This is a genomic window from Planotetraspora mira (assembly GCF_016863275.1).
In the GTDB taxonomy this organism is placed as follows: domain Bacteria; phylum Actinomycetota; class Actinomycetes; order Streptosporangiales; family Streptosporangiaceae; genus Planotetraspora; species Planotetraspora mira.
In genome coordinates, this window is sequence record NZ_BOOO01000020.1 from 39,107 (window position 1) to 63,905 (window position 24,799).

A 24,799-nucleotide genomic window follows, 5' to 3' on the forward strand; every position below is an offset into this window, starting at 1 on the left:
CGACAGGTGAATCCAGTGGCGCGACCATATCGGTTATCCACAATTTCCACAGGCAACCGGCCGGCTTATCCACAGATGTGCACGAGGACCGGCCCGCGACCCACCGGGGAGCGGGCAGATCCTCAGAGCCTGATGACTTCAATGGCTGGCATCTGGTCGTAGTCGGCGTCCTGCGTGACGACCGCCACCTAGGGACAGCCGTCGCGGGCGGCCACGGCGAGGGTGGCGTACTCACCTCGGGGGAGGTCACGGATCTCGAAGGTGATGCCGTGCCGTACGGCGAAGCGGTTCGTGTCCTCCGGGTGCCACCTGCCGGGGAAGTGGTAGAGCGGGAACCCGGTCTCGTCGATGACGAACAGACCGTTCAGGCCTTCACAGCGGTAGATCAGCATCCTGAGCCGGTCCAGCGGGGACTTCCTGACCGTCCTCGTCCCCGGGGTCGGTCCCAGACCGGCGACCGCGAGCCGCCTTCCTCTGACACACATGCGCGGCGCCATAGGCCGGTCCATGGCGGCCAGGCCGCTGCCGCGCACGACCCTTCGCCGGAAGACGGCCCTGTCGAGCCGTCTGAACACCGGAGCGAGCAGCACGCCCAGCGGGCTGGCGGCCAGGGCCAGCCACTTGAGTTCCAGAACGTCGGCGAAGTTCAGCACCGTGAAGCGGAAGAAACGCCACATGTGCGGCGGCAGGAAGTAGAGCGTGCACACCATGCACACCAGTCCGGACAGCGCCACGGTCCACCAGGCGACGCGCCGCCGTCGTGAGGCGGGCGGGCGTACGGGCAACCCCCGAAGGACACCCCAGCCGGGTGCGCGGCACGACAGGAAGGTCCGCGCCTGGGCCGGAGTGAATCCCCATGTGTGGAACTCCAGACCGTGAACGGCCGCGAAGGCGGCCACGGCGTCCGCTGCCCACTGACCGGGGAGATCAAGGAGGACGAGCCTGTCGGCGTCGAGAACGGCGAGGCCGAAGAGCATCACGGGCTTGTCCTTCTTGCCCTTCTCGGCCGTTTCACGGGTGAACGAGTAGCAGGCCAGCGCCCGGGGCACCCCGGGCGGCAGCCGTACCGACCTGCCGGAGGCCTCGTCGGACGCGACCAGCCGGTCCTCGTCCCACGACAGATGCGTCGCGGGGCGGGGTCCGCCTCCGAGACCGGCCGGGCCCAGTGGCAGCAGATCGCCGGTCATGCCAGCAGGACTCTGACGACCCCCGTGAGCGCGAGTTGCAGCAGAGCGAGCGGCACGAGGCCGATCCAGGCGAGCTTCTGGAGTTGGTCCTCACGGAAGCGGGGGAAGCTCACGCGGACCCAGATCACCACGAACGCCAGGACGAAGATCTTGATGAGCGTCCACACGGGGCCGGGGAGGATCGGCCCCTGCCAGCCGCCCAGGAACAACACGGTCGTCAGCGCGGAGAGCACCACGATGCCGACGTACTCCGCCAGCATGAACAGCGCGAACCGGATCCCGGTGTACTCCGTCATCGGGCCCATGATGATCTCGGATTCGGCGATCGGCATGTCGAACGGCGGCCTGCGCAGCTCCGCCAGGCCGGCGACGAAGAACACCACGGCCCCGATCGCCTGCCACGGGAGCCACCACCACCGCCACTGCTCGGCGATGCCCTCCAGCGACAGGGTCCCGGCGGCCATCGCCACGCTGGAGGCGGCCAAAACCAGCGGCAGCTCGTAGGACATGAGCTGGGCCGCCGCCCGCATGCCGCCCAGCACGCTGTACTTGTTGGCCGACGCCCACCCGGCCATGATCGAGCCGAGCACGCCGATGCCCATCACGGCGAGAACGAAGAACAGCCCCGCGTCGAGGTCCGCGCCCACCAGGCCGGGCCCCACCGGGATCACGACCATCACCACGAGGTACGGCACGAGCGCGACGGCCGGGGCGATGGCGAAGACGCGACGGTCGGCGGCGGCCGGGATCACGTCCTCCTTCTGGGCGAACTTGACGCCGTCGGCGATGAGCTGCGCCCACCCGTGGAACCCGCCCGCGTACATGGGCCCCAGGCGCGACTGCATGTGCGCCATGGCCTTGTGCTCCATCTGCCCGACGATCAGGGGCAGCACCAGGAAGGCCACCACGATCACGATCAACCGGACCGCGATGTCGAGCACCTCAGCCATCGCCCTCCTCCCCCTCCGGTACGGCCGGCGTACCCGGGGGCCTCGCCCAGTCGGCGGGGACACCGGGCGGAAGCATCTTGCGGCGGCTCGGGGACCCGTGGTCGGACTCGCCCGGCTCCTTCGCGCCGGGCCACGCCTTGGCCACCCGGGCCGCGAGCACGAAGTCCTTGCGCAGGGGATGGCCCTCGAAACCTTCGGGCAGCAGCAACGACCGCAGCCCCGGGTGCCCGTCGAAGATCACACCGAACATCTCGAAGGTCTCGCGCTCGTGCCAGTCGGCCCCGCGGAACACGCCCGTCACACTCGGCAGCCGGGGATCGGCACGCGGCACCCGGGTCCTGACGAGCAGGTGCGCGACGGCGCCGGTGTCGACGACGTGGGCGACGACCGCGAACTCGTCCGGCGGCTCGTCGACCCCGGTCAGCCAGTCGAAGAACTCGAAGCCCTCCGACCGGGCGAAGGCCAGCGCGTCGAGCCAGTCCCCCGGCTCCACGTCGGCCACGACGTGCCCGAAAGAGTCGGAGACTCGGGCGCGCGAGCCGTACCGCGCCTCGATCGCGGCGCCGATGCTCATGGGCGCCCGCCGGGGAGGTAACGGTCGCTCAGCGTCTCACCGGCGATCTTCTCCTGAAGCTTCATGATGCCGTGGAGCAGCGCCTCGGGGCGCGGCGGGCAACCGGGGACGTAGACGTCGACGGGGATGATCTGGTCGACCCCCTTCGTCACGCAGTAGGAGTCCCAGTAAGGGCCGCCGGAGTTGGAGCAGGCCCCGAACGAGATGACGTACTTGGGGTCGGGCATCTGCTCATAAAGCCGCTTCACCGCGGGCGCCATCTTGTCGGTCACGGTGCCGCTGACGATCATCAGGTCGGCCTGCCGCGGCCCGTTCGCGAACGGGATCACCCCGAACCGGATGAAGTCGTGCCTGCTCATCGAGGTCGCGATGAACTCGATCGCGCAACAGGCCAGCCCGAAGTTGAACACCCAGAGCGAGTAGCGCCGGCCCCAGTTGAGGACGAACTTCATCGGTTTGGGCGCCAGGCGGGACGCCGGGCCCACCGTGGGCATCGGGAGATCGCTCACAGGCATAGGGCCATTCTCCTCTCCACGGCCCTCACGTCCAGGCGAGCACCCGCTTGCGCCAGGCGTAGAGGATGCCGAGGGCGATGAAGGCCAGGAAGACGAACATCTCGACCAGTGTGGTCATGCCGAATCCGGGAGCCGCGAAGACGGTCGCCCACGGGAAGAGGAAGACCGCGTCCACGGCGAAGACGACATAGAGATACGTGAAGACGTAGTAGCGGATCTGCGACTGCGCCCAGCCCTCGCCGACGGGGTCGACGCCACACTCGTAGGTCATCAACTTCTCGGGCGTCGGCCGGTCCGGCCGCAACATCCGGTTGACGAACAGGCCACCCGCGAAGATCCCGACACCGATGAGCAGAAGGACGACAACGACGACGTACGAGCCGAAATACCCGTCCATGGACGCCATCGTAATCCTGCCCTCCGATTAGTGAATGCGCCGCGGCGCCGCGTATCGCCGCAGAGCGGGTGCGACCGGACGGCCCTGGAGGAAGCCATCCACGCTGCCCGCCTCCAGCGCCTTGCGGTAGACCAGCATCGCCTCCCGCGCCGCTGTGATCGTCTGCTCGACGTCCTCGCGCGTGTGCGCCGCCGAGACCACGAAGTTCTGGCCGAGCACGCCTCGCTTCAGCAGTTCCTGCAGGAAGAGGGTGCGGAAGGGCTGGGACGGCGAGCCTGACCCGTCCTTCGTCCCGAACAGCAGGCAGGACGGCCTCCCGGTGACCGTCACGTGACGGTCCACGCCCACGTCTCTCGCGGCGGCGTTGACCCCGTCGGCGAGTTCACGGCCGCGCTCCTCCATCGTGCCGATCGGGTCGCCCTCGGCGTAGGCCCGCAGCACCGCGCGGAGCGCCGCCAGGGACACGCTCTCCGGACCGTGCGTGGTGGACATCAGGAAGACCCGCGGCTCATCGGTGCGCAGGCCGCCCAACTCCATGATCTCCCTGCGGCCGGCCAGCGCGGAGATCGGGAAGCCGTTCCCGAGTGCCTTGCCCCAGCACGACAGGTCCGGCCGGACGCCGTACACCGCCTGGGCCCCGCCTGCGGCCCAGCGCAACCCTGTGATCATCTCGTCGAAGACGAGCAACGTTCCGTGCCTGTCGCACAGGTCGCGGACGCCCTCCAGGAAGCCGGGAGCCGGTTCGGCGGCCGCGGTGGCCGCCTCCATGATCACGCATGCGATCTCGTTCTGCTCGAGCACCTCTCGCAGCGAGTCGAGGTCGTTGTAGCGGAAGCGGACGCTGAGTTCGCGCACCGCGGTGGGGATGCCGGCGTTCATCTTCAGGCCGCCGATGAACCAGTCGTGGACGGAGAAGAACGGCTGCTCGCACACCGCGACGACATTCCGGCCGGTCACCGCCCGCGACAGCCGTACGGCGGCCGAGGTGGCGTCCGATCCGCCCTTCCCGAACTTCACCATGTCCGCGCCCGGCACCAGCGCCAGGAATTCCTCCGCCGCTTGGAGTTCCAACTCGGTCGGACGGGTGAAACTCAGCCCGTCGTCCAGAACGGCGCGAACCGCGTCCAGGACCGGCCGGTAGGCATGGCCGAGCGTGACGGAGCGCAGTCCCATGTTGTATTCGACGAAACAGTTGCCGTCGGCGTCCCAGACACGGGCTCCCTCGCCGCGCACCAGCACGGGGGCCATGCCCTCGGGGTACTGGTCAGAGCCGCGGGCGTATGTGTGCGCCCCGCCGGGCACCAGTTCGTGGAGACGACGCTGCAACTGTTCGGATCGTGGGAAACGGGGCCAATTAGTCGGATCAACCACCTAACCCAGAATAGGGATTGAGCCCATGAAGCGCCATACAAGATATGTCACAAAAACGTTGAACAGCATTACCGCTTTAGAAAATGCCACGTCGCCCCATGTGCGGCATTCATTATGAAATGCGCGGCGACAGAATGGCTTCGCCTACGAGGCGGGACCGGGAGGGGAGAGGGAGACCCGCGGTCGTCGGCGTCGTCCAGCCCGGACCGGCCTCCAGAGGGCCTGACCCGGCTGTCCGAAGAGCCCGACCCAGACTGTCCGAGGGCCTGACCCGGACACCCTGTCGGGCCGTCACGCCGGAGTCAAGTCCGGCGCCGCCATGTGACGCATGCCACCCACCGGTCCGTCTCCCCGCCCGCGCACGGATTCCCGCGGGGAACCCGACGTCAGACCGATCGTGCCGGGCGCGCCCCGGTGCGGGCCCCGGGCGGGCGCGTTCATCGGCGCCCGGCCATGGCCCAGGTGCCCGCGCCGTCCCGGTTGTGGACGTATAGTTGGGCCTCGTGAGCATTACCTTCCTCTTCGCCCGCCTGCACGTGGACCTGTGTCGGCTCGCGGGGGGGCTGTGTCATTCAGACCGTTCACCACACTGACTACGCCGTAACCTCCCGCAGCCATCGACCCCTCGGTGGGACCCCGCCCCCTCCCTGGCGCACGCGACGAGGACGGGTAGTCCGCACGTCAATAATTCGCACCGCGAACACAACGCGGTCTCGATGGATCTAGCATGGACATAAGAACGCGCTTCGGGCAGACAAGCCCGGGGCCGTCGAGGAGGACTGAGCAGCTGTGACCAAGCAGGTGCAGCAACTCGATCGCGTGATCATCCGATTCGCCGGCGACTCCGGCGACGGTATGCAGCTCACCGGCGACCGGTTCACGGCGGAGACGGCGCAGTTCGGCAACGACCTGTCGACGCTCCCCAACTTCCCGGCGGAGATCCGCGCCCCCGCGGGAACGCTCCCCGGCGTCTCCAGTTTCCAGCTGCACTTCGCCGATCATGACATTCTCACGCCCGGCGACGCGCCCAACGTACTGGTCGCGATGAATCCGGCCGCGCTGAAGGCGAACCTGGTCGATCTGCCCCGCGGCGCCGACATCATCGCGAACACCGACGAGTTCACCAAGCGCAACCTGCAGAAGGTCGGATACGCCGCCAGCCCGCTCGAGGACGAGTCCCTCAGCGAGTGGCGCGTCCACGCCGTGCCGCTGACCTCGCTGACCCTCAAGGCCCTCGAAGAGTTCGAGATCTCCAAGAAGGACGCCGAGCGGGCCAAGAACATGTTCGCGCTCGGCCTCCTGTCCTGGCTTTACCACCGGCCCACAGAGGCGACCGTCAAGTTCCTCGAGACCAAGTTCGCCAAGAAGCCCGACATCGCCAAGGCGAACGTCGCGGCCTTCCGCGCGGGCTGGAACTACGGCGAGACCACCGAGTCGTTCTCGGTCTCCTACGAGATCCGGCCGGCCAAGCTCGCCGAGGGCGTCTACCGGAACATCTCGGGCAACCAGGCGCTGGCCTACGGCCTGATCGCGGCCTCGGTCCAGTCGGGCCTACCGCTGTTCCTGGGGTCCTATCCGATCACCCCTGCCTCGGACATCCTCCACGAGTTGTCCAAGCACAAGCGGTTCGGCATCCGGACGTTCCAGGCCGAGGACGAGATCGCGGGTGTCGGCGCCGCGCTGGGAGCCGCGTTCGGCGGCGCCCTCGGTGTGACCACCACCTCGGGCCCCGGCGTCACGCTCAAGGCCGAGACCGTCGGCCTCGCGGTGACGACCGAGCTTCCGCTGATCGTCGTGGACGTGCAGCGGGCCGGGCCCTCCACCGGCATGCCGACCAAGACCGAGCAGACCGACCTGCTCATGGCGCTCTACGGCCGTAACGGCGAGTCGCCGGTCCCGGTCATCGCGCCCTCGACGCCGTCGGACTGCTTCGACGCCGCCATCGAGGCCGCGCGGATCGCGCTGCGCTACCGCACGCCGGTCATCCTGCTGTCGGACGGCTACCTGGCCAACGGCTCCGAGCCGTGGCGGGTCCCCGAGACCGCCGACCTGCCGGACATCTCCGTCGAGTTCACGACCGAACCCAACGCGGAGGACGGTTCCTACCTGCCGTTCAAACGCGATACGGAGACCCTGGCCCGTCCCTGGGCCGTTCCCGGGACCCCCGGTCTGGAACACCGCATCGGCGGCATCGAGAAGGCCGACGGCACCGGCAACATCTCCTACGACCCCGACAACCACGACAAGATGGTCCGGCTGCGTCAGGCCAAGATCGACGGGATCGACGTCCCCGACCTGACCGTGGACGACCCCGACGGCGACGCGAGGGTCCTCGTGCTTGGCTGGGGCTCCACCTTCGGCCCCATCGCGGCAGCCGTACGTCGGGTCCGCAAGACCGGCGCCAAGGTCGCCCAGGCTCACCTGCGGCACCTCAACCCGCTTCCCGCCAACACCGGCGACGTGCTGCGGTCCTACGACAAGGTGCTGCTGCCCGAGATCAACCTCGGCCAGCTGGCTCTGCTGCTCCGGGCCCGCTTCCTAATCGACGTGATCAGCTACAACCGCGTACGAGGGCTCCCGTTCAAGGCCGAGGAACTGGCCGCCGTGATTCAGGACGTGATCGACAGTGAGTAGTGCGGAATCACTCAACGGCAAGGGTCTCGCCCTGATCCCCAGGGCCGAGGGCGCGCAGACCATGAAGGACTTCAAGTCCGACCAGGAGGTCCGCTGGTGCCCGGGCTGCGGCGACTACGCCATCCTGGCCGCGGTCCAGAGCTTCCTGCCCGAACTGGGCCTGCGCCGGGAGAACATCGTGTTCGTCTCGGGCATCGGCTGCTCGTCGCGATTCCCGTACTACCTGAACACCTACGGGTTCCACTCGATCCACGGCCGCGCCCCGGCCATCGCGACCGGGCTGGCCACCTCACGGCCCGACCTGTCGGTGTGGGTGATCACCGGTGACGGCGACGGGCTGTCGATCGGCGGCAACCACCTGATCCACGCGCTGCGCCGCAACGTCAACCTCAACATCCTGCTGTTCAACAACAGGATCTACGGCCTGACCAAGGGGCAGTACTCCCCCACCTCGGAGATCGGGAAGATCACCAAGTCGACGCCGATGGGCTCGCTCGACAAGCCGTTCAACCCGATCTCGCTCGCGCTCGGGGCGGAGGCCGGGTTCGTCGCCCGAACCATCGACTCCGACCGCAAGCACCTGCAGGGCGTGCTGCGGGAGGCCGCCGCGCACCGGGGCACCTCGCTGGTCGAGATCTACCAGAACTGCAACATCTTCAACGACAACGCCTTCGAGGCGCTGAAGGACCCGAGCACACGCGACGAGATCACGGTCAAGCTGGAGCACGGCCGGCCGATCGTCTTCGGCACCGGTGAGAACGAGAAGGCCGTCCGGCTCTCGCCGTACGGCGGCGTGGAGGTCGTGCGCCGCTCCGAGGTCGCCGACGACGAGATCCTCGTCCACGACATGCACAGCCCCGATCCGTCACTCGCCTTCGCGTTGTCACGGCTGGACGACCCGTCCTTCGAGCACGTGCCGATCGGCATCTTCCGCTCGGTCGACCGTCCGGCCTACGACCAGCTCATGGCCGAGCAGTTGGCCGCCGCCACCGCCGAGGACGGCAAGGGGTCGCTCGACGCGCTGCTCCACGGTGGAGACACCTGGCGTATCGGCTGAGCCGAAATCGGGTGGGGGGCCGTCTCGTGGCGAGGCGGCCCCTCCTCACGCTCCGATGAGCTGCGTGCTCACCTGGTCCATCAGGCGCTGCAGGTAGAGGCCGCGGTGGACGCCGATGGGGTGTGAGGATCCGCTCCGGACCGCCGCCGCGAACTCCGAGCGCACGTTGGACCGCGTCTGCGCCGAATCCTCGGCCAGTTCACGCACGTCCAGCGTCAAGCGGCCCTTCGGGCCGTACAGGTCCAGCGTCTTGTAATGCCCCTGAGGCGTGGGGATCGAGCCGGACAGGGCCAACTGGCTCACGGCCCCGCCCTCGTGCAGGCATGTCAGCGCCATGTAGCCGTGCAGGTCGCCGGCCGCGCTGACGTCCTTGATCCAGCCGACTGTCGCGTCGAGCAGATCCAGCGCGTGCGGAGCGAAATCGGTGAGCACTCCGTTGCGGCGCCGCCAGGCGGCCGGGTGGGCGCCCGCGAGCAGTTCGTCCGTGAGATGCCGGGCCTGCGCACCCGCCACCGGGAAGTCCTCAGCGCGCCGCAGGAAGTCCCGCACCTGTGGCCGGAAGCGCCGGGTGAGCAACAACTGGCTGGGAACGCCCGTGGCGTCGATGGTCTCGGCCAGCGCTTCGGCGTCGGCCAGCGTGAGCGCCAGCGGCTTCTCCAGCAGTACGGCACGCCCCGCCCTCGCGGCCTCCCCGGCGAGAGACGGCTGTGCGCCGGGGGCGACCGCGAAGGCGACCGCCTCACAGGCCCTCAGGAACTCCCTGTAGTCGACGAAGGCGGGCACGGAGAACTTCGCGGCCAGCGCCCGCGCCGCCTCCGGCCGACGAGCCCAGACGCCGGCCAGGCGGGTCTCCGGCCCGGCGGCGAGCATGGGTGCGTGAAAGCCGGCGGCCCACGCCCCCGAGCCGACCAGGCCGACTGCTACAGGTCTCATTCGCCCTTCTGCCGCTGGTCGGAGCAGTACGCCACCCCGATGGGGCGGCTCTGTTTCATGCCTGCGGCGGACGGCGAGGAACAGCCGGACACCGGAAGAGTCTCGTGCGTTGAGGTACTCATGTCCCGATCCAGGGACACCGGTGGTCACCCGTGCCCCTCTTCCCAGTCGATCTTCAGTTACCAGGGGGGCGTAGGCCGGGATCGAGCCCGAGTGCCGGATGAAATTCACGTGCACTCTGAGGAAACCGCTCGATGGCGAAGCGGAACGGTACCGGCGTTATCTGCTGACGACGCTAACATGCGCATGGACGGAACGTTTCAATCCCCTTGGAGCGGCTGATGTCCGGCACCCCCCGGATCGCGATCGTGATCGTGACGTACAACAGCGCGCGGGTGCTGGAGGGTTGCCTGAGTTCCCTCGCGCCGGGAGCACGAGGTGTGGATCTCGCCAAGGTCATCGTGGCGGACAACGCGTCGAAGGACGACTCGACCCTCATGGCGGACAAGGCCGGGGCCACGGTCGTGCAACTCGGCAGGAACGCGGGCTACGCCGCCGCGATCAATGCCGGGATCGACGCACTCGACCTCGACCACATCGACGCGGTCCTCGTGCTCAATCCCGACTGCCGCCTGGGCGAGGGAAGTCTCGCGCGCCTCGCGGAGCCTCTGAGCCGGTCCCGGACGGGCATCGCCGCGCCCCGGCTGATGGGCCCGGACGGGCACGTCCACCCCTCACTGCGCCGGGCGCCGACCGTGCGGGGCGCGTGGGCGGAGGCCGTGATCGGCGGACGGCTCGCCGGACGGCTGGGCTCACTCGGCGAGGTGATCACCGATCCCGAGCGGTACGACCGCCCGGGGCCCGCCACGTGGGCGACAGGTGCGGCCATGCTGATCTCCGTACCGGCCCTGCGCGAGATCGGCCCATGGGACGAGTCGTTCCTGCTTTACAGCGAGGAGACGGAGTACGCCCTGCGCGCCGCCGACCTCGGCTGGACCCTCTGGTACGAGCCCGCGGCCGTGGTCGAGCACATCGGCGGCGACGCCAAGGTCAACCCGATGCTGGCCGCGCTGCTCACGGTCAACAAGGTGCGGCTGTTCCGGCGCCGCCGGGGACCGCTCCCGTCGCTCCTCTACTACCTGGCCGTGCTCCTCGGAGAGGGCGTGCGCGCCGCGACGGGCCGGAGCACGGCCCGGGCCGCGGTGCTGTGGCTGGTCAGGCCCTCACGCCGCATCCGCGCGCTTCCGGGCTGACAGCCGCCGCGCCATGGGCCGTTCGACGAACCGGTAGAGAGCCCAGGCCACCCCGACCGCAAGCGCGAGAGCGCCAAGCATGGCGGCGACGGCGTGGGGCGTCGGCGCCTCATGCCCGGACACGCGTTCGACCAAGCCGATCAACGGCTGGTGGACCAGGTAGAAGGCGAACGACACCTCGCCCAGCCAGACCAGGGCGGGCGCCCTCAGGATGGACCGCGTGCCGCGCAGGTCGGAGGTGGCCGCTGCGGCCACCAGAAGCGCGAAGGGGCCCGCCATCCAGGCGACCCAGCCCCAGCGCTCCCAGACGAGGGGCACCGTCGCGTACGCCGCGAGCACGAGCACCGACGACATGAGCACACCCGGCCCGCGCCACCGGCCTTCCCGGATCAAAAGTGCCACCGTCATGCCCAGTGCGAACTCCAGGGCGCGGGTGACCGGGAACACCCAGACGAACCAGTAGGCGAGGTCCGGCGACAACACCTGGGACACGAGCGGAACCAGCCAGATGCCGCCGAGCAGGCCCAGCGCCACCAGCCAGAGTCTGTTCCCCGGGATCCGCCGCCCCAGGCGCAGCAGCAGGGGGAAGGCCGCGTAGAAGGCCATCTCGCAGGAGAGCGACCAGGCGGGGGTGTTGCCCCCGAAGTAGTACGCCTCGTCGGGAACCCAGGCCTGGAAGAGGAACAGCCCGGTGACCGAGGGGCCGGGCGCGGCCGCCCGCCCGACCACCGCGAGCATGACGAGCACCACGAGCCACGTGACGACGTGGTTGGGGACGACCCTGGCCACCCGCCGGCGCAGGAACGCCGAGGGGCGGTCGCCTTGGCGGGACGACCAGGTGAGGACCATTCCGGACAGGATGAAGAAGAACGGCACCCCCACCGAACCTGAAGCGAAGAGCACCTCGAGGACCCGCCGCAATCCCGGGTCGGCGGCCATGTCGCCGGTGTGGACATGAAAGCCAAATACCACAAAAGCGGCAAACCATCTTAAACCGGTCAGAGATGGCAGGCGCTGTGCAGAAGTCGGCACCTCCGACGAGGTCGGAAGAGTCCGGGATTCGGTCATGGATTCCCTGTCGTAGGCGATTCCGGGAGGCAGGCAGACGCCATCCAACCAAATGAGGAAGGAACGATCCACGTCAACTCCCATTACGCCCATACTCGTAACGATCGACGCGTATCCTCCGACTACTGATGAAATTCGTGCGGCGACAGAGGGGGCACATCCCAGTGAGAATCAGCGTGTTCGGGTTAGGCTACGTCGGTTGCGTCTCCGCAGCCTGCCTGGCGGCCCGCGGACACGAGGTCGTCGGTGTGGATGTGAATCCCGTGAAGGTCGATCTCATCGCGCGTGGACAGGCTCCCGTCGTCGAGGAGCGTATCGGGGAACTGACCGCGGACGTCGTCCGCAACGGCAGCCTACGCGCGACCACCGACGTGGCCGAGGCGATCCGCACGAGCGACGTCTCACTCATCTGCGTCGGTACCCCGTCGGCGCCGAACGGCAGTCTGTCCACCGAATACCTCGAGCGGGTCGCCGAGGAGATCGGCGCCGCGCTGGCCGAGCGGGACGACTGGCACACCGTCGTCTTCCGCAGCACCATGCTCCCCGGGACGTGCACCTCGCTGCTCATCCCGATCCTGGAGAAGTCCTCCGGCAAGACGGCCGGAGTCGACTTCGGGGTCGCGGTGAACCCGGAGTTCCTCCGCGAGGGCACGAGCGTGCGGGACTTCTTCGAGCCGCCGAAGACCGTCATCGGCCAACTCGACGAGACCAGCGGCGACATGGTGGCCAAGCTGTACGAGGGGCTGCCCGGTGAGGTGTTCCGGGTGCCCGTCGCGGTAGCCGAGATGACGAAATATGCCGACAACTCGTTTCACGGATTGAAGATCGCCTTCGCGAACGAGCTCGGCGCCGTCAGCGCCGCGCTCGGCCTCGACTCGCACGCGGTCATGGACGTCTTCCTCGCCGACACCAAGCTGAACATCAGCCCGGCCTATCTGCGCCCCGGCTTCGCCTTCGGCGGCTCGTGCCTGCCCAAGGACCTCCGCGGGCTCGTGTACGCCGCCAGGAGGGCCGACGTCTCGGTCCCGCTCCTGTCGCACGTGCTGCCCTCCAACGAGGAGCACCTGCGCCGCGCCTTCGACCTGGTCGCCGCGACGGGGAAGCGCCGCGTCGGGCTGTTCGGCCTGTCGTTCAAGCCCGGTACGGACGACCTGCGCGAGAGCCCGCTGGTCGAGCTCGCCGAGCGGCTTCTCGGTAAGGGATACGACCTCCGGATCTACGATGCGAACGTGTCGTTGTCGCGCCTCATCGGCGCCAACCGGGACTACATCGAGGGCAGGCTGCCGCACCTGGGCCAGTTGCTGACCAACTCGGTGGACGATGTGATGGCCCATGCCGATGTCTGCGTCATCGGCTGCAAGGACCCGGCCGTCATCACCGCCCTCGACAACGCCGAAGACCGCACCATCATCGACCTCATCCGCCTGCCCGACGCGCAGACGCGTCGTCTACACCCTGGATACGTTGGCCTTGCCTGGTAAAGCACTGATCCTCGTCGAGAACCTCTCCGTCCCGTTCGACCGGCGTGTCTGGCAGGAGAGCACAACACTGCGCGATGCCGGGTGGGAGGTGCACGTCATCTGCCCGCAGGGCACCAAGCGGGACACCGAGCGGGAAGTCGAGATCGACGGGGTGAAGATCCACCGCTACCCCCTGCGCGCCGCGACCGGGGGCCCGCTCGGCTACCTGTCGGAGTACGGCTCGGCCCTGTGGCACACCTACCGCCTCGCGAAGCGGATCGGGCCGGTCGACGTCGTGCACGCCTGCAACCCGCCGGACCTGTTCTACCTCATCGGCCGGAGGCTCAAGCGGCGCGGAGCGAGCTTCATCTTCGACCAGCACGACCTCGTGCCCGAGCTCTACCTGTCCCGGTTCGACCGCGGCCAGGACTTCCTCTACCGGCTCGTGTGCCGGCTCGAGCGGGCGACCTACCGGACCGCCGACGTGGTCATCGCGACCAACGAGAGCTACCGGGAGGTCGCGCAGTCGCGGGGCGGCAAGAAGCCGGATGAGGTGTTCGTCGTGCGCAGCGCGCCGGCGATCGAGCGGTTCCACTCGGTCCCGCCGGACGAGTCGCTCAAGCGCGGCAAGCCGTACATGTTGTGCTACCTCGGCGTGATGGGCCCGCAGGACGGCGTCGACTACGCCTTACGGTCGCTGGCCAGGCTCCGCGACGAGCAGGGCCGTACGGACTGGCACGCCGCCTTCGTCGGCGGCGGCGACACCTTCGACGCCATGGTCGCCCTCTCCAAGGAACTCGGTCTGGCCGACTTCGTCGACTTCACCGGGCGCATCCCGGACGAGGACCTGCTGCGGTACCTGTCCACCGCGGACGTGTGCCTGTCGCCGGACCCGCTCAACCCCCTCAACGACGTCTCCACGATGAACAAGGTCATGGAGTACATGGCCATGGGCCGTCCGATCGTCTCGTTCGACCTGCGTGAGGCCAAGGTCTCGGCCGGGGAGGCCGCGCTGTACGCCCCTCCCAACGACGAGTCCGAGTTCGCGAAGCTGATCGCGCTCCTGCTCGACGACCCGGAGGAGCGCCGGCGCATGGGCGAGCTCGGCCAGGCCCGCGTCCACGGCCCGCTGTCCTGGGAGAACTCCAGGAAGGCTCTGCTGGCCGCCTACGACGCCGCCCGTCCATGAGCCCGATCGCCAGTGTCGTGATCCCGGCGCACAACGAGGAGCGCGTGCTGTCGCGCAACCTCGGCCTGTTGTTCGCCGGGACCGCGCCGGGGGATCTGGACGTCGTCGTCGTCGCGAACGGGTGCACGGACGGGACCGCGCGCGTCGCCCGCGAGGCGGGTGCGCGCGTGGTTGAGACCTCCACGCCGGGCAAGGCCAACGCGCTGCGCCTCGGCGACGCCGAGTGCCTCGCCTTCCCCCGTGTGTATCTCGACGCGGATGTCGAGTTGTCCGCCGCGTCGGTCCGCGCTCTGGCGGCCGCCCTGGCCCGGCCCGGCATCCTCGCGAGCTCCCCCGTCCCGGATTGGGACCTCGACGGCGCGAGCCGTACGGCACGGCGGGTGCATCGTGTCCACGAGCGGCTCATCGGCCCGCGCAGGGCCCTGGCGGGTGTGGGGGTCTACGCCCTCAACGAGGCGGGGCACGCACGGGTGTTCCCGATCCCGGACGTGGTGGCCGACGACGAGTTGGTGAACCGCAGCTTCGCTCCTGACGAGCGCGCGGTGGTGCCCGAGGCCCGTTCGGTGGTGCGACCCGCCCGGACGATACGGGCGCATCTGCGCCGTCGTGTGCGCGTCCGGCTCGGAAACCGGCAACTCGAGGAGATGGGCCTACCGGCTCACGGGGGGCGGCTGGGGCTACGCTCGATCGTGGGGCTGGTGACCGCACGATCGGTGAGCCCGCTGGACGCGGCCTGTTACCTCGCCGTCCTCATCGCCGATCGCTCCATGTCCCGCAAAGCGACCACTCGCACGGCGCAGATCGTCTGGACGACGGACTCGAGCAGCAGGTAGAAGGGACTTTTCAGATGCGAGTTGAGCACACGGCGCTGGACGGAGTGCTCCTTTTCGTTCCGACGCCCCACCGCGACGACCGCGGCCTGTTCACCAGGACCTTCGACTCCGCCGTCGCGGCCGAGCACGGTCTGGACCCGAACGCGTTCATCCAGGACAGCCAGTCACGATCCCGGCAGGGAACGCTTCGCGGCATGCACGGCAGGTTCGGGCGCGGCGAGGCGAAGCTGGTGCGGTGCGCGCGGGGCGCCGTCCACGACGTCCTGATCGACGCGCGGCCGGACTCTCCCACCTTCGGCGAGCACATCTCCGTCCGTCTCGACGACGAGTCCTTCGTGACCCTGTACGTCCCTCCGGGCTTCCTGCACGGCTTCCAGGCACTGACCGAGCAGACGGACATCTGCTACCGCATCGACCGGGAGCACGACCCGGCTGAAGACGTCTCCGTGCGCTACGACGATCCCGACCTGAAAATCCCATGGCCGCTACCGGTGTCCGCGATCAGCGATCGCGACCGGTTCGCGCCTACTTGGGCGGAACTGCGGGAACGCCTGTCGACGTGAGACGACTCATCCTGCCCCTCGCCGGGGCGATGGCCGGCCTGGCAATGTGTACGCCCGCGTCCCCGAGCACGGTCTCGCCCAGCGCGGGGACGCCCAGCGCGGCGTCACCCGGTGCGAGTTCGCCGCGGCCGACCAGAACACCCGACGAACGCAGGTGCGCCGGCCATCCGACGCCCGAGTGCACCGGAGTCCCCGAAGGCACGGCGCTGAAGCCGTTGCAGCCGAACTTCTACGACGCCTACCGCGTCACCAAGGACGGCACCGTCCTCGACGGCGTCCACGTCCCCGGGGACCTGCTGATCACCGCCAACAACGTGACGATCCGCAACAGCATGATCGACGGTCAGGTGCAGGACCATTACGAGCGCCGGACGTACTCCTTCACCATCAGCGACTCGACGGTCGGCCCCGCCACGGGCTGCGACCCCAACCCCGGGCTGCAGGATGCCGGCTTCACGGCCAACCGTGTGCTCGTGCGCAACCACGTGGACGGTTTCAGCGTCTCCGGTGACAACGTCAAGATCACCAACTCGTTCGTGATCCTCTGCTCGCGTCCCGGCGACCACTCCGACGGGATCCAGACCGTCGGCTCCGGGAACGGGCTCATCTTCCACCACAACACCGTGGACCAGCGCAAGGCGGCGGACCACACCGCACCGGTCTTCCTCGTCGACCCGAACACGGGCGTGTCCGTGACCGACAACCTGCTCATGGGCGGCACGTACACGATCAGACTGCGGGCCGCCGCCGGCACGATCGCGAAGAACAACGCGGTCGTCGAAGGCACATGGGACTACGGCCCGACCGATGTGGACTGCGCGTCCACCCAGTGGTCGGGCAACACCATCGTCCGGATCAACGCGAAGTACAAGATCACCTCGACGATCGGACCACTGCCATGCGTCGGTTGATGTTCGCGGCGACCGCGTTCTTACTCGTCGGCTGCCAGACCTCCGAATCCGTTCAGGGGCAGGCCGCCGCAGCCGGGGCCGCCGCGGCGGCCGTCACGTCCACCGACCCGGCCGCTCCGAAGGCGAGTCCCACGCCGAAGGCCGTCCGCAAGGTGAAGCCCAAACCCAAGCCCAAGCCGAAGCCCACGCCGACGGTCACACGCATGGCCTCGCGTTCGGGCTTCCCCACCGAGGCCACCACCGGAGTGCCCAGCGGAACCCGCCTGACCGTCGTCACCGGCGACCAGGTGTTCTCCGCGGGGGGACAGACCATCGTGGGCAAGGACTTCCACGGGTTCGTGAAGGTGCGCGGAAAGAACATCACGTTCCGGAACTGCATCTTCAGAGGACGCGCCACCAGCGACAACGCCGGCCTGCTCGACACCGAGTCCGGCATCAACACGGTCGTCGAAGACTCCGAGTTCGTCCCCTCGCATCCGTCGGCGACCATCGACGGGATCTGGGCCAAGGAGACCCGCATCTCCCGGGTCAACGTGCACGGCAGCGTGGACGGGATCAAGGCCGACAGCGACACCCTGGTCGAGGACTCCTACATCCACGACATGCGCTGGTTCGCCCACGACCCCAACCAGGGCGGCGGCCCCACGCACAACGACGGCGTGCAGTCGTTCGGCGGCGAGGCCAGGGTGACCCTGCGGCACAACAGGATCGACATGTCGGGGCTGAAGGAGGCCAACGCGGCCTGGCAGAGCTCGGCCCGCGATTCGCTCGCAGAAGGCAATCTGTTCGACGGCGGGGGCTGCACCCTGAACTTCAGCCACCAGGTGCTCAACGGTTCGCTCACGGGGATCCGCCTGGTGGGCAACCGGTTCGGCCGCAACTCGTTCTTCGACTGCCCGATCCTGCTGAGCACCAAGTCGTTCCTGGCGGAGAACCGCGGCAACGTGTGGAACGACACCGGCGGGCCGATCCCGGCGCCGCAACGCCACGACTGAGGACAGCACGCGCAACGGCCCGGCGACATGAGAAGGCGCCCTGCCCCTCACGGGCCGGGCGCCTTTCCTCACAGTCAGGGCGTGGGGGTGAGCACCTGCTCCCGCGGAGCGGAGGCGTCCCCTGCCGCCTTCTGTTTCCGCTCGGCCTCCGCGATGCGCAACAAGGCGCCCGCGGCCCCGAGAAGCAGGAAGAACAAGCCGGTGACCTGCGGGAAGGCCATCATGTCGAACGTCAGCGATCCGACCAGGGGGACCAGCAGGCAGGCGGCCAGGACAAGTCCGAGGTCGCGGATGGCCGGATCGACGCTCAGGTAGCGAGCCCGTAGCGCCGCACCGACACCGACGAAGATGATCAACGCGAACGCCGCCAGTCCGACGATCCCGGCCTCCACCATCGTCAGGAGGTACTGGTTGTCGAAGATCTGATGCTTCGGCGCGTACCAGGTGCCGACTCCACGCCCGAACCACGGGCTGCTGAGAAACTCCTTCAGCGCGTTCGGATAGTCGTGGACGCGGAACTGGATGCTCTCGTCGTTACCGACCCCGGCGAACAGTTGGTAGAACGTGTAGAGCATCCCCGGGATGAAGATCTGGATCGCCACCCCGAAGACGCCCACGGCGGCGAGCGCCTGTAGCCGTCGCTTGCCCGGCCAGCCCAGAAACATGACCAACCCCACGACGGTGGCCGCGAGGACGCCCGAGCGCGACAGGGAGAAGATCAGGCCCGTCGCCACCAGCGCGGTGCACACCCACCAGCGTTTCGCCGGAAGGCCGCGATCGCGCGAGTGGAAGCCGTAGTGCGCCGCGATGGGCAGGATCATCGCGGTGATGACGGCGAACTCGATGGGATGTCCCGTGGTCGAGGCGACCCTCAGGAACGACGACCGGTCGATCACCGTCTCGACGCCCTCGACCGAGTTGGCGCGCAGGATGGGGAGTTCCAGGTAGTGGGTCAGGTCGAACTCGAACAGGAACTGCAGGCCGCCGATGAACGAGATGATCGCCCCGGCGACGCAGATCGACTTCAGGACGAAGTCCAGTCGTGCGCGGCTCCGGACGCCGTCACAGACGGCGAGCGCCAGCCCCAGGTTCCCGATGATCAGCACCAGGGCGTGGTCGGCGATGTTGAGCTCGTCGGAGGGCAGGTAGGAGTAGGCCCCGTGGCCGTACACCACCAACATCGCGATGGCGTAGGCGAAGATCGCGGTACGGACGATGTTGCGGCCTTTGGCCGCCCCCAGCGTCTTGGTGAAGTGGCTGAAGAACCAGACGACTCCGATGATCAGGCTCAGCACGTCGGACAGCGCGAGCGACATCGGGAGCCCGCGCAGAACCAACCGCGCGGGGATCACCAGCAGGGCCAGCGCGAAGAGGCTGACCAGTGTCGCGCCGTCGGCACGCTGCCGCAGCACGGTGGGGCTCGGGGACATCGTGCTCAGCCGTGCAGCACGGGGCTGACACCCGGCCTGTTGGGATCCGGCGCGGGCTTGACCGCGCCCCACTCGGCGACTGCGGCCTTGGCCTGCTTGGCCCGGCGGGCCTGCAGGAAGCTCTCCATTCCGAAGGCGGCGAAGAAGCTGAGGATGAGACCGACTCCGGCTGCTGCGGCGGCAGCACGGCTCTTGCTTCCCGTTTCAGCGATCGCAGTGGTGGGCGGCACCACCACGGTGGCGTTCAGGTAGGTCTGCTGCGGGGCGCCGACGGCGGCCTGTCTCTTGGCCATCTCCTCCTTGGCCCGCGCGACCAGCTTGGTGACGATGCTCTCCGCGCCCTCCGCGGTGTCGCTCTCCGCCTCGATGAAGACGAAGGGACCGCTCATCATCCACTCCGGGTTGGTGCTTCCGTTGCTGACCGTGAAGCCGGTCTTCCCCCCGGGGGTCACCCCGAGTTCCGTTCCGACCTCCGGCGCGCTGAGGGCCTGGATGAGGATCGAGGCGGACATGCTCAGACCGTCGTCGAAGTTCAGCAGCGGGTTGGTGACCGGATTCGGCTGCTTCGTGTTCTGCGGAAGGCTGCTCCCCGTCTTGGGGATGGTGAGCACGATCCCGGCCGAGGACACGTAGGTCAACGGGACCGACGCGTACATGCCTATCGCCGCGCCGATGCAGATCAGGAAGGTCGGCACCACCACATACCACCTGCGGAGCACGATCAGGACCGCCCCCCAGAAGTCCATGCGCATTCCCTCCCAAGTAGACGGAGGCGACCCGAACCGCATGTCACCTATTTGGAGCATCGGGACAACCAATGCACCACGTTACGTTCCCTTTAGGGTCATGTTAGAGGAATTGGCATGACCATGTCCCCGATGATGCGGAACCGCTAGCCTGTCCGGCATCGACGTCCCGGAAGTGGAGACCTTCACCCATGCCCGAGCTCGCTGTCATCACCCCGACGTGGCGGCCCGATGCCGAGTTCTTCGCCGACCTGCACCAGTCAGTCCTGAAGTACACGTCCGAGGACACGGTCCACCACGTGATCGTGCCGGCCGCGCACCGATCCGACTTCACCCGGTTCGAGGGCCCGCGCTGCCGCATCTGGACGCACCCCGAGTTGCTGCCCCGCCGATACGTGCGACTCCCGGGCGGCGTGTGGGGCAACATGGCGGCGCCCTGGCCCCCCGTCCGGGGGTGGGTCATGCAGCAGGCGGCGAAGATAGCCGCCGCGGCGGTCGTCGACGCCGACGCCGTCCTCATGACCGACTCCGACGTGGTCCTCGTGCGCCCCACCACTGCGGCCAAGTACGTCGTCGACGGCAGGCTCAGCCTCTTCCGGGAGAAGGACGCGATCAGCCCGGAGATGGAGCGGCACGTGCTCTGGCACCAGGTCGCCAGGAACCTCCTCGGTCTGCCGCCGGGACCGCCGCCCCCCTTGACGGACTACGTCGGGGCGATGATCTTCTGGGACCCCGTCGTCGTGCGGGCCCTGCAGGAGCGCATCAGCAAGGTGACCGGGCGGCACTGGGTGGACGCCTTCACCTCGCAGCTGCACATCTCGGAGTTCATCGTCTACGGGGTGTTCGCCGACGAGGCCCTCGGGGAGGAGGGACGGCCGCCGGAGAGCCCGCCGGCCTGCCTCAACTACTACGACAGGACGCCGTTGACCCCTGAGTCGATGGCCGACTTCGCCGATCGACTGAGGCCCGACCAGACGGGCATCATGATCTCCTCGCACTCCGGGACTCCGAGTGACGTCCGTCTTGCCACCGCGCGGATGTGCGAGCAGGTCGGCCAGGGATAGTCGTCCTTGGGGCGAGGCTCAGTCGCGAGCCTCGCCTCGCCTGTCACGGGCCTTTCCGTTGATGGACGAGCGGGCCCCGATGCCCGCGTCCCCGCCCGACATGTCGGACAGCACGATCACGACCTGGGTGTCGTCGTCGTTGAGCTCGGCCGACCCGCGAGCCGGCTCGTAGTCCCCCTGCTGCTGCTCGATGGTGCCGGGGCCGGCCTGGAGGAGCGGCCGGTAGGAATCCGCCGTCCGGCTCTCCCCCGGCGGCAGGCTCAGGCGCTCGGTGTCCCCCGCCGCCCAGTAGAACCCCTGGTCGGAATCCGCCGAGGGCTCGGCGGGACTCTTGGCGAGCTTCGAGCGGACCCGGGCGTAGGCCACGCCGAAGCCGACGGCCGCGCAGAGCAGGAACGCCGCGAGGGCGGCCTGGAGCTTGCCGGTCAGCACCTGCTCCGGCACCGTCGCCGGCGACACGTCCGCGGCCGTGATGAAGGTGCCCTTCGGAGCGCCGAGCTCCTTCTGCCGGGCGTCCAGCTCGGCCCGGACGCGCTGCTGGGCGCGCCCGACGATCGTCGAAGCCTCGGCGGCGGTCCTGGCGTCCACCGCGATGTAGACGAACGGACCGGTGGTGTCCAACAGGCTCGGGTTGGTCCTGCCGTCGTCGACGGTGATCTGGGTGGCGCTGTTCTCCGGCGCGCCGAGCTCCGCCTTCACGTCCGGGTCGTTCATCGCCTGGATCAGGATCGCCGAGGTGGTCTTCAGCCCGTCGCCGAAGGTGAGCAGCGGATTGCTCAGCCCGTCCGGACGTGCGGGGTCGAGGGACAGCGTCGGTCCCTTGGTCGACGTGGTCAGCACCATCAACACGCCGGAGGTGTAGTGGACCGGCATCAGGAAGAACGCGACCGAGGCCGCGGAAACGGCCAGCAAGATGATGGGTGGCCCAACGAATTTCCGTTTGATCAGGCCAAAAACGATCTTCCAGAAATCCACTGCTACCCCCGCCCTTCCCAAGTGCACGGAGTGCCTCGGGCGGCCCCGACCATACACGGAAGCATCGTATGAGCCATACTGATCGTTACTCCCTCGTTTGGACATGTCCATTACACCTCAGAAGAGATCGCCTGGTACAGCACGGATCCTTTGCCCGGCGCATCGAAATGAACTCGATCCGTTTCGCCAGCCGGCCGTACGGCGGGCAAGCAGTTCGGATCCGCCGTGTCGACACCACTAACGTCGGCCACCACCTGTAGCCAGGCGGACGACCTTACGACTGCGGCGACTCAGCGTCTGCCCTTGGCGGCGAAGGTAGGTCTTGGCCACCTCCGCGCGCGCCCGGCGGATCTGTTCCGGCGTGAGGTCGAGGGTGTTCAGATGCTGGAGGACGGCACGGAACTGCAGTGTGTTCGCGAAGTGCGCCGTCCATCCGGGGACTCCAAGGGTATGGGCCACGTCCGGTAGCCGTCGGCGGCGCAGGTTCCGACTCGACAACACCTCGGGAACGTGGCCCCAGGGAGCCGCCAGCGCGAGGATCATCGCGAATACCTCGTCCTCACGGATCATGACGGGACGGGGAAGAGCCGCGACCCGTTCCCGGCGCAGCAGCGCGTACAGGGGATCGAGCAGCAGGTGCTCCGCCGTGAGCACACGCAGTATCTCGGCGAGGCGGTCGACGGGGTCGTCGGACAGCAGGCCGGTCGCCCGGTATGTCGGAGGCGTCATGACGGAACCGTCGGGCTCGTTGTAGCTCATCCCCGACGTCACCAGGATGAGGCGCTCGTCGTCCGCGAAGACCTCCAGGGACTTGGAGATGCAACTGGGCTCGAGCACGTCGTCGTCGCCCATGCAGCGCAGGAAGTCCCCCTTGGCGAGGGTCTGGACATGCCTGAAGTTGGCGATGATGCCCACGTCCTGCGGATGACGGTGGTAGACGACACGGCTGTCCGAGCGCGCGAGGTCCCGGCAGTACTCCTCGGTGTGGTCCGTGGAGGCGTTGTCGGAGATCACCAGTTCCAGGCGCTCGTGGTCCTGCGCGAGCACCGACGTGACGGCATCCCTCATCGTGTCCGCGCCGTTGCGGACCGGAAGGCCGATGGACACCAACATGTCGGTCGTCCGCATCACGTTCTCCCCTAGTGGCAGCTTGAATCAGACGAAGCGGGCGACCCGCGAGCCGACGTGCCTGAGCGACCCGAGCGGGACGACGATCAGTCCGTAGACCACCAGGCCCGCACCGCCCGCGACGCCGAGCTCGAGTAGGTAGTGGCCGTCCAGCGCCGCGGACAGCAGCGCCGTCACCGCGCAGGAGACGATCCCGCCCAGCGCCGGACGGATGAGCGTGGGCGGGATCGGCGCCAGCTTCACACCCGCCCGGTGCACCCCCAGGATCGCGAGGGGAAGGGCGACCAACAGGGCCGCGGAGGCCTGCCCGAGCGCGGCGCCCCGGATCCCGTCCAGATGCGTGCCGACGATCACCGCGGGAACCATCGCGGCGCCGTAGCCGATGTTCATCCAGACGGTGGCCTTGGTCGCCCCCTGCCCGTTGAGGATGTCCAGAGCCAGTGAGGTCAGCATCCGCACCACCATCAGGACGGCGAGGAAGCGCAGGACACCGGCAGCCTGGTCCCATTTGGCGCCGTAAAGGAACATGATGAGCGGGTGCGCGAGCACGCCCATGACGATGGCGAGCGGGAGTACCCCGGCGAACAGCAGCGGGACCGACCGCTGCACGCCCTTCGACAGCGACTCCGGCTTGTCCTCGGCGAGGCGCGAGAAGCCGGCGATCGAGACCGTGCGGATGGCGGTGCCGATCAGGCCGGGAACCCAGCTCGACACGTTGAACGCCAGCAGGTAGAAACCGAGCCAGACCGGACCGAGGATGTAGCCGACGATGATGTAGCCGACGTTCAGCAACACCGCCTCGAGGCCGATGCCGACCGCCGACGGGATGCCGAAGCGCAGCAGCTTCTTGGCGATCTCCCGGTCCAGGCCGAACCGGAACGGAAGCTTGGCCAGCCGGAGCACGATCACGCCGGTGACCACCGCCGCCGCGACCTGTCCCCACGCGAAGCTGTACGGCCCCGCGCCGTTGGCGGCGAGCGTGATGGCGACCGCCGCGTTCACCACGAACCCGGCGAGGATGGCGATGCTGCTCTTGTCCTGCTGGAACCTGCGCAACAACGCGGCGCTGCGCACCGCGGTCACGGCCTCGACGAGGATGACGGCGGTGAGCAGCCGCACCACCGGTGCGGCCTCCGCGCTGCCGGCCGCGGCCGCGAAGTACGGCGCACCCACCCAGAAGACCCCGTAAAGGGTGGTGGCGGACACGAGGTTGAGCACGGTGGCGGTGGGAGCCATCTCATCGAGCGAACCGCGCCACTGGATGGTCGCCGCCATGATGCCGAGGTCCTTGACCACCATCACGAACGCCGTCGCGGCGAGCGCGACGGCGTAGATGCCGAAGTCGGAGGGCGAGAGCAGGCGCGCCAGGATCAACCCCATGACGAAGGAGCCTGCCTTCATCACCAGGTTCCCCAGCAGGCTCCAACCGAAGCCCCGACCGGCCTGCCGGCCGATGGCCCGGGCCCCGGTCTTGGGAGGGCTCACGTTCTCGGCGGGATTCCCATTCTCGGCGACCTCAGAAGGTCGCACGAGATTCCCGACGCCCTGCTCCTGTTCCATTCGTGC

Annotated in this window: 24 protein-coding genes; 11 read left to right on the forward strand and 13 right to left on the reverse strand. The window is 68.5% G+C overall.

Annotation, left to right across the window (positions count from 1 at the left end; all coding sequences use genetic code 11):
- Positions 1–188: 188 nt before the first annotated feature.
- Genes Pmi06nite_RS19755 through Pmi06nite_RS19780 form a run of 6 tightly spaced genes read right to left on the reverse strand, consistent with a single transcriptional unit; the run spans position 189 to position 4,994 of the window.
- The gene (locus Pmi06nite_RS19755; protein WP_203954536.1) at positions 189–1,187 is read right to left on the reverse strand and encodes a hypothetical protein; all 999 of its coding nucleotides are present in this window, start codon (positions 1,185–1,187) and stop codon (positions 189–191) included.
- Positions 1,184–2,137, reverse strand: coding sequence for an NADH-quinone oxidoreductase subunit NuoH (nuoH, locus tag Pmi06nite_RS19760; RefSeq protein WP_203954537.1), 954 nt, complete (start codon positions 2,135–2,137; stop codon positions 1,184–1,186). The genes Pmi06nite_RS19755 and nuoH overlap by 4 nt, the downstream gene beginning before the upstream one ends.
- Positions 2,130–2,711 (reverse strand): NADH-quinone oxidoreductase subunit C, encoded by a 582-nt coding sequence (locus Pmi06nite_RS19765; RefSeq protein ID WP_203954538.1) that lies wholly within the window; start codon positions 2,709–2,711, stop codon positions 2,130–2,132. Before Pmi06nite_RS19765 ends, nuoH begins: the two co-directional genes overlap by 8 nt.
- Positions 2,708–3,226 (reverse strand): NADH-quinone oxidoreductase subunit B, encoded by a 519-nt coding sequence (locus tag Pmi06nite_RS19770; protein ID WP_203954539.1) that lies wholly within the window; start codon positions 3,224–3,226, stop codon positions 2,708–2,710. Before Pmi06nite_RS19770 ends, Pmi06nite_RS19765 begins: the two co-directional genes overlap by 4 nt.
- Positions 3,227–3,251: 25 nt before the next feature.
- Positions 3,252–3,623 (reverse strand): NADH-quinone oxidoreductase subunit A, encoded by a 372-nt coding sequence (locus Pmi06nite_RS19775; protein ID WP_203954540.1) that lies wholly within the window; start codon positions 3,621–3,623, stop codon positions 3,252–3,254.
- A 27-nt stretch (positions 3,624–3,650) separates the two neighbouring features.
- Complete coding sequence (locus Pmi06nite_RS19780) at positions 3,651–4,994, reverse strand: glutamate-1-semialdehyde 2,1-aminomutase (protein WP_275409583.1); 1,344 nt, start codon at positions 4,992–4,994, stop codon at positions 3,651–3,653.
- Positions 4,995–5,497: 503 nt separating this feature from the next.
- Here Pmi06nite_RS19780 and Pmi06nite_RS43010 point away from each other — a divergent pair.
- From Pmi06nite_RS43010 to Pmi06nite_RS19790, 3 genes are all read left to right on the forward strand, one after another.
- The gene (locus tag Pmi06nite_RS43010; RefSeq protein WP_373317314.1) at positions 5,498–5,587 is read left to right on the forward strand and encodes a putative leader peptide; all 90 of its coding nucleotides are present in this window, start codon (positions 5,498–5,500) and stop codon (positions 5,585–5,587) included.
- Between the two features lie 196 nt (positions 5,588–5,783).
- Positions 5,784–7,628 carry a 2-oxoacid:acceptor oxidoreductase subunit alpha gene (locus Pmi06nite_RS19785; protein WP_203954542.1) on the forward strand — a complete coding sequence of 615 codons (1,845 nt, stop codon included), beginning with the start codon at positions 5,784–5,786 and terminating at the stop codon, positions 7,626–7,628.
- Positions 7,621–8,685: a 2-oxoacid:ferredoxin oxidoreductase subunit beta gene (locus Pmi06nite_RS19790; RefSeq protein ID WP_239114041.1), complete on the forward strand. Its 1,065-nt coding sequence runs from the start codon at positions 7,621–7,623 to the stop codon at positions 8,683–8,685. Before Pmi06nite_RS19785 ends, Pmi06nite_RS19790 begins: the two co-directional genes overlap by 8 nt.
- A 45-nt stretch (positions 8,686–8,730) precedes the next feature.
- On the opposite strand, the gene Pmi06nite_RS19795 is transcribed toward Pmi06nite_RS19790, so the two are convergent.
- Positions 8,731–9,618 (reverse strand): Gfo/Idh/MocA family protein, encoded by an 888-nt coding sequence (locus Pmi06nite_RS19795; RefSeq protein WP_203954543.1) that lies wholly within the window; start codon positions 9,616–9,618, stop codon positions 8,731–8,733.
- 341 nt (positions 9,619–9,959) lie between these two features.
- Here Pmi06nite_RS19795 and Pmi06nite_RS19800 point away from each other — a divergent pair, with 341 nt between their 5' ends.
- Complete coding sequence (locus tag Pmi06nite_RS19800; RefSeq protein WP_239114042.1) at positions 9,960–10,871, forward strand: glycosyltransferase family 2 protein; 912 nt, start codon at positions 9,960–9,962, stop codon at positions 10,869–10,871.
- Here the strand turns inward: Pmi06nite_RS19800 and Pmi06nite_RS19805 are convergent.
- Positions 10,842–12,032 (reverse strand): acyltransferase family protein, encoded by a 1,191-nt coding sequence (locus Pmi06nite_RS19805; protein ID WP_308442514.1) that lies wholly within the window; start codon positions 12,030–12,032, stop codon positions 10,842–10,844. The two genes, Pmi06nite_RS19800 and Pmi06nite_RS19805, sit on opposite strands and share 30 nt — an antisense overlap.
- 83 nt (positions 12,033–12,115) lie before the next feature.
- Between Pmi06nite_RS19805 and Pmi06nite_RS19810 the strand changes: the two genes are divergently transcribed.
- Genes Pmi06nite_RS19810 through Pmi06nite_RS19835 form a run of 6 tightly spaced genes read left to right on the forward strand, consistent with a single transcriptional unit; the run spans position 12,116 to position 17,890 of the window.
- Positions 12,116–13,420 (forward strand): nucleotide sugar dehydrogenase, encoded by a 1,305-nt coding sequence (locus tag Pmi06nite_RS19810; RefSeq protein ID WP_239114043.1) that lies wholly within the window; start codon positions 12,116–12,118, stop codon positions 13,418–13,420.
- Positions 13,404–14,588 carry a glycosyltransferase family 4 protein gene (locus Pmi06nite_RS19815; protein WP_239114044.1) on the forward strand — a complete coding sequence of 395 codons (1,185 nt, stop codon included), beginning with the start codon at positions 13,404–13,406 and terminating at the stop codon, positions 14,586–14,588. The genes Pmi06nite_RS19810 and Pmi06nite_RS19815 overlap by 17 nt, the downstream gene beginning before the upstream one ends.
- A complete protein-coding gene (locus Pmi06nite_RS19820; RefSeq protein ID WP_203954546.1) occupies positions 14,585–15,421 on the forward strand; it encodes a glycosyltransferase in 837 nt (278 codons plus the stop codon). Before Pmi06nite_RS19815 ends, Pmi06nite_RS19820 begins: the two co-directional genes overlap by 4 nt.
- 14 nt (positions 15,422–15,435) lie before the next feature.
- The gene (locus tag Pmi06nite_RS19825) at positions 15,436–15,984 is read left to right on the forward strand and encodes a dTDP-4-dehydrorhamnose 3,5-epimerase family protein (protein WP_203954547.1); all 549 of its coding nucleotides are present in this window, start codon (positions 15,436–15,438) and stop codon (positions 15,982–15,984) included.
- Positions 15,981–16,895 (forward strand): hypothetical protein, encoded by a 915-nt coding sequence (locus Pmi06nite_RS19830; protein WP_203954548.1) that lies wholly within the window; start codon positions 15,981–15,983, stop codon positions 16,893–16,895. Before Pmi06nite_RS19825 ends, Pmi06nite_RS19830 begins: the two co-directional genes overlap by 4 nt.
- Positions 16,883–17,890 carry a hypothetical protein gene (locus Pmi06nite_RS19835; protein WP_203954549.1) on the forward strand — a complete coding sequence of 336 codons (1,008 nt, stop codon included), beginning with the start codon at positions 16,883–16,885 and terminating at the stop codon, positions 17,888–17,890. Before Pmi06nite_RS19830 ends, Pmi06nite_RS19835 begins: the two co-directional genes overlap by 13 nt.
- 74 nt (positions 17,891–17,964) lie before the next feature.
- Here the strand turns inward: Pmi06nite_RS19835 and Pmi06nite_RS19840 are convergent, their stop codons facing one another.
- Both Pmi06nite_RS19840 and Pmi06nite_RS19845 read right to left on the reverse strand, forming a co-directional pair.
- On the reverse strand, positions 17,965–19,320 hold the full coding sequence (locus Pmi06nite_RS19840; protein WP_203954550.1) for an O-antigen ligase family protein: 1,356 nt from the start codon (positions 19,318–19,320) through the stop codon (positions 17,965–17,967).
- Positions 19,321–19,325: 5 nt separating this feature from the next.
- Positions 19,326–20,066 (reverse strand): GumC domain-containing protein, encoded by a 741-nt coding sequence (locus tag Pmi06nite_RS19845; protein ID WP_203954551.1) that lies wholly within the window; start codon positions 20,064–20,066, stop codon positions 19,326–19,328.
- 191 nt (positions 20,067–20,257) lie between these two features.
- Here Pmi06nite_RS19845 and Pmi06nite_RS19850 point away from each other — a divergent pair, with 191 nt between their 5' ends.
- On the forward strand, positions 20,258–21,130 hold the full coding sequence (locus Pmi06nite_RS19850; RefSeq protein ID WP_203954552.1) for a DUF6492 family protein: 873 nt from the start codon (positions 20,258–20,260) through the stop codon (positions 21,128–21,130).
- Positions 21,131–21,148: 18 nt separating this feature from the next.
- Here Pmi06nite_RS19850 and Pmi06nite_RS19855 read toward each other — a convergent pair whose 3' ends face one another.
- The 3 genes from Pmi06nite_RS19855 to Pmi06nite_RS19865 all read right to left on the reverse strand — a co-directional run bounded on the left by Pmi06nite_RS19855 (position 21,149) and on the right by Pmi06nite_RS19865 (position 24,793).
- On the reverse strand, positions 21,149–22,042 hold the full coding sequence (locus Pmi06nite_RS19855) for a hypothetical protein (protein WP_203954553.1): 894 nt from the start codon (positions 22,040–22,042) through the stop codon (positions 21,149–21,151).
- A gap of 300 nt (positions 22,043–22,342) precedes the next feature.
- Positions 22,343–23,233 carry a glycosyltransferase family 2 protein gene (locus Pmi06nite_RS19860; protein ID WP_203954554.1) on the reverse strand — a complete coding sequence of 297 codons (891 nt, stop codon included), beginning with the start codon at positions 23,231–23,233 and terminating at the stop codon, positions 22,343–22,345.
- 27 nt (positions 23,234–23,260) lie between these two features.
- On the reverse strand, positions 23,261–24,793 hold the full coding sequence (locus tag Pmi06nite_RS19865) for an oligosaccharide flippase family protein (RefSeq protein ID WP_203954555.1): 1,533 nt from the start codon (positions 24,791–24,793) through the stop codon (positions 23,261–23,263).
- Between the last annotated feature and the right edge of the window lie 6 nt (positions 24,794–24,799).

Excerpts from the sequence above, each read along its gene's own strand:
- Pmi06nite_RS19840 (WP_203954550.1), bottom strand. The coding sequence starts at position 19,320 with ATGTCCCCGAGCCCCACCGTGCTGCGGCAGCGTGCCGACGGCGCGACA.
- Pmi06nite_RS19845 (WP_203954551.1), bottom strand. The coding sequence starts at position 20,066 with ATGGACTTCTGGGGGGCGGTCCTGATCGTGCTCCGCAGGTGGTATGTG.
- Pmi06nite_RS19805 (WP_308442514.1), bottom strand. The coding sequence starts at position 12,032 with ATGGGCGTAATGGGAGTTGACGTGGATCGTTCCTTCCTCATTTGGTTG.
- Pmi06nite_RS19860 (WP_203954554.1), bottom strand. The coding sequence starts at position 23,233 with ATGCGGACGACCGACATGTTGGTGTCCATCGGCCTTCCGGTCCGCAAC.
- Pmi06nite_RS19835 (WP_203954549.1), top strand. The coding sequence starts at position 16,883 with ATGCGTCGGTTGATGTTCGCGGCGACCGCGTTCTTACTCGTCGGCTGC.
- Pmi06nite_RS19865 (WP_203954555.1), bottom strand. The coding sequence starts at position 24,793 with ATGGAACAGGAGCAGGGCGTCGGGAATCTCGTGCGACCTTCTGAGGTC.
- Pmi06nite_RS19850 (WP_203954552.1), top strand. The coding sequence starts at position 20,258 with ATGCCCGAGCTCGCTGTCATCACCCCGACGTGGCGGCCCGATGCCGAG.
- Pmi06nite_RS19820 (WP_203954546.1), top strand. The coding sequence starts at position 14,585 with ATGAGCCCGATCGCCAGTGTCGTGATCCCGGCGCACAACGAGGAGCGC.
- Pmi06nite_RS19795 (WP_203954543.1), bottom strand. The coding sequence starts at position 9,618 with ATGAGACCTGTAGCAGTCGGCCTGGTCGGCTCGGGGGCGTGGGCCGCC.
- Pmi06nite_RS19800 (WP_239114042.1), top strand. The coding sequence starts at position 9,960 with ATGTCCGGCACCCCCCGGATCGCGATCGTGATCGTGACGTACAACAGC.
- Pmi06nite_RS19825 (WP_203954547.1), top strand. The coding sequence starts at position 15,436 with ATGCGAGTTGAGCACACGGCGCTGGACGGAGTGCTCCTTTTCGTTCCG.
- Pmi06nite_RS19775 (WP_203954540.1), bottom strand. The coding sequence starts at position 3,623 with ATGGACGGGTATTTCGGCTCGTACGTCGTCGTTGTCGTCCTTCTGCTC.
- Pmi06nite_RS19765 (WP_203954538.1), bottom strand. The coding sequence starts at position 2,711 with ATGAGCATCGGCGCCGCGATCGAGGCGCGGTACGGCTCGCGCGCCCGA.
- Pmi06nite_RS19770 (WP_203954539.1), bottom strand. The coding sequence starts at position 3,226 with ATGCCTGTGAGCGATCTCCCGATGCCCACGGTGGGCCCGGCGTCCCGC.
- nuoH (WP_203954537.1), bottom strand. The coding sequence starts at position 2,137 with ATGGCTGAGGTGCTCGACATCGCGGTCCGGTTGATCGTGATCGTGGTG.
- Pmi06nite_RS19755 (WP_203954536.1), bottom strand. The coding sequence starts at position 1,187 with ATGACCGGCGATCTGCTGCCACTGGGCCCGGCCGGTCTCGGAGGCGGA.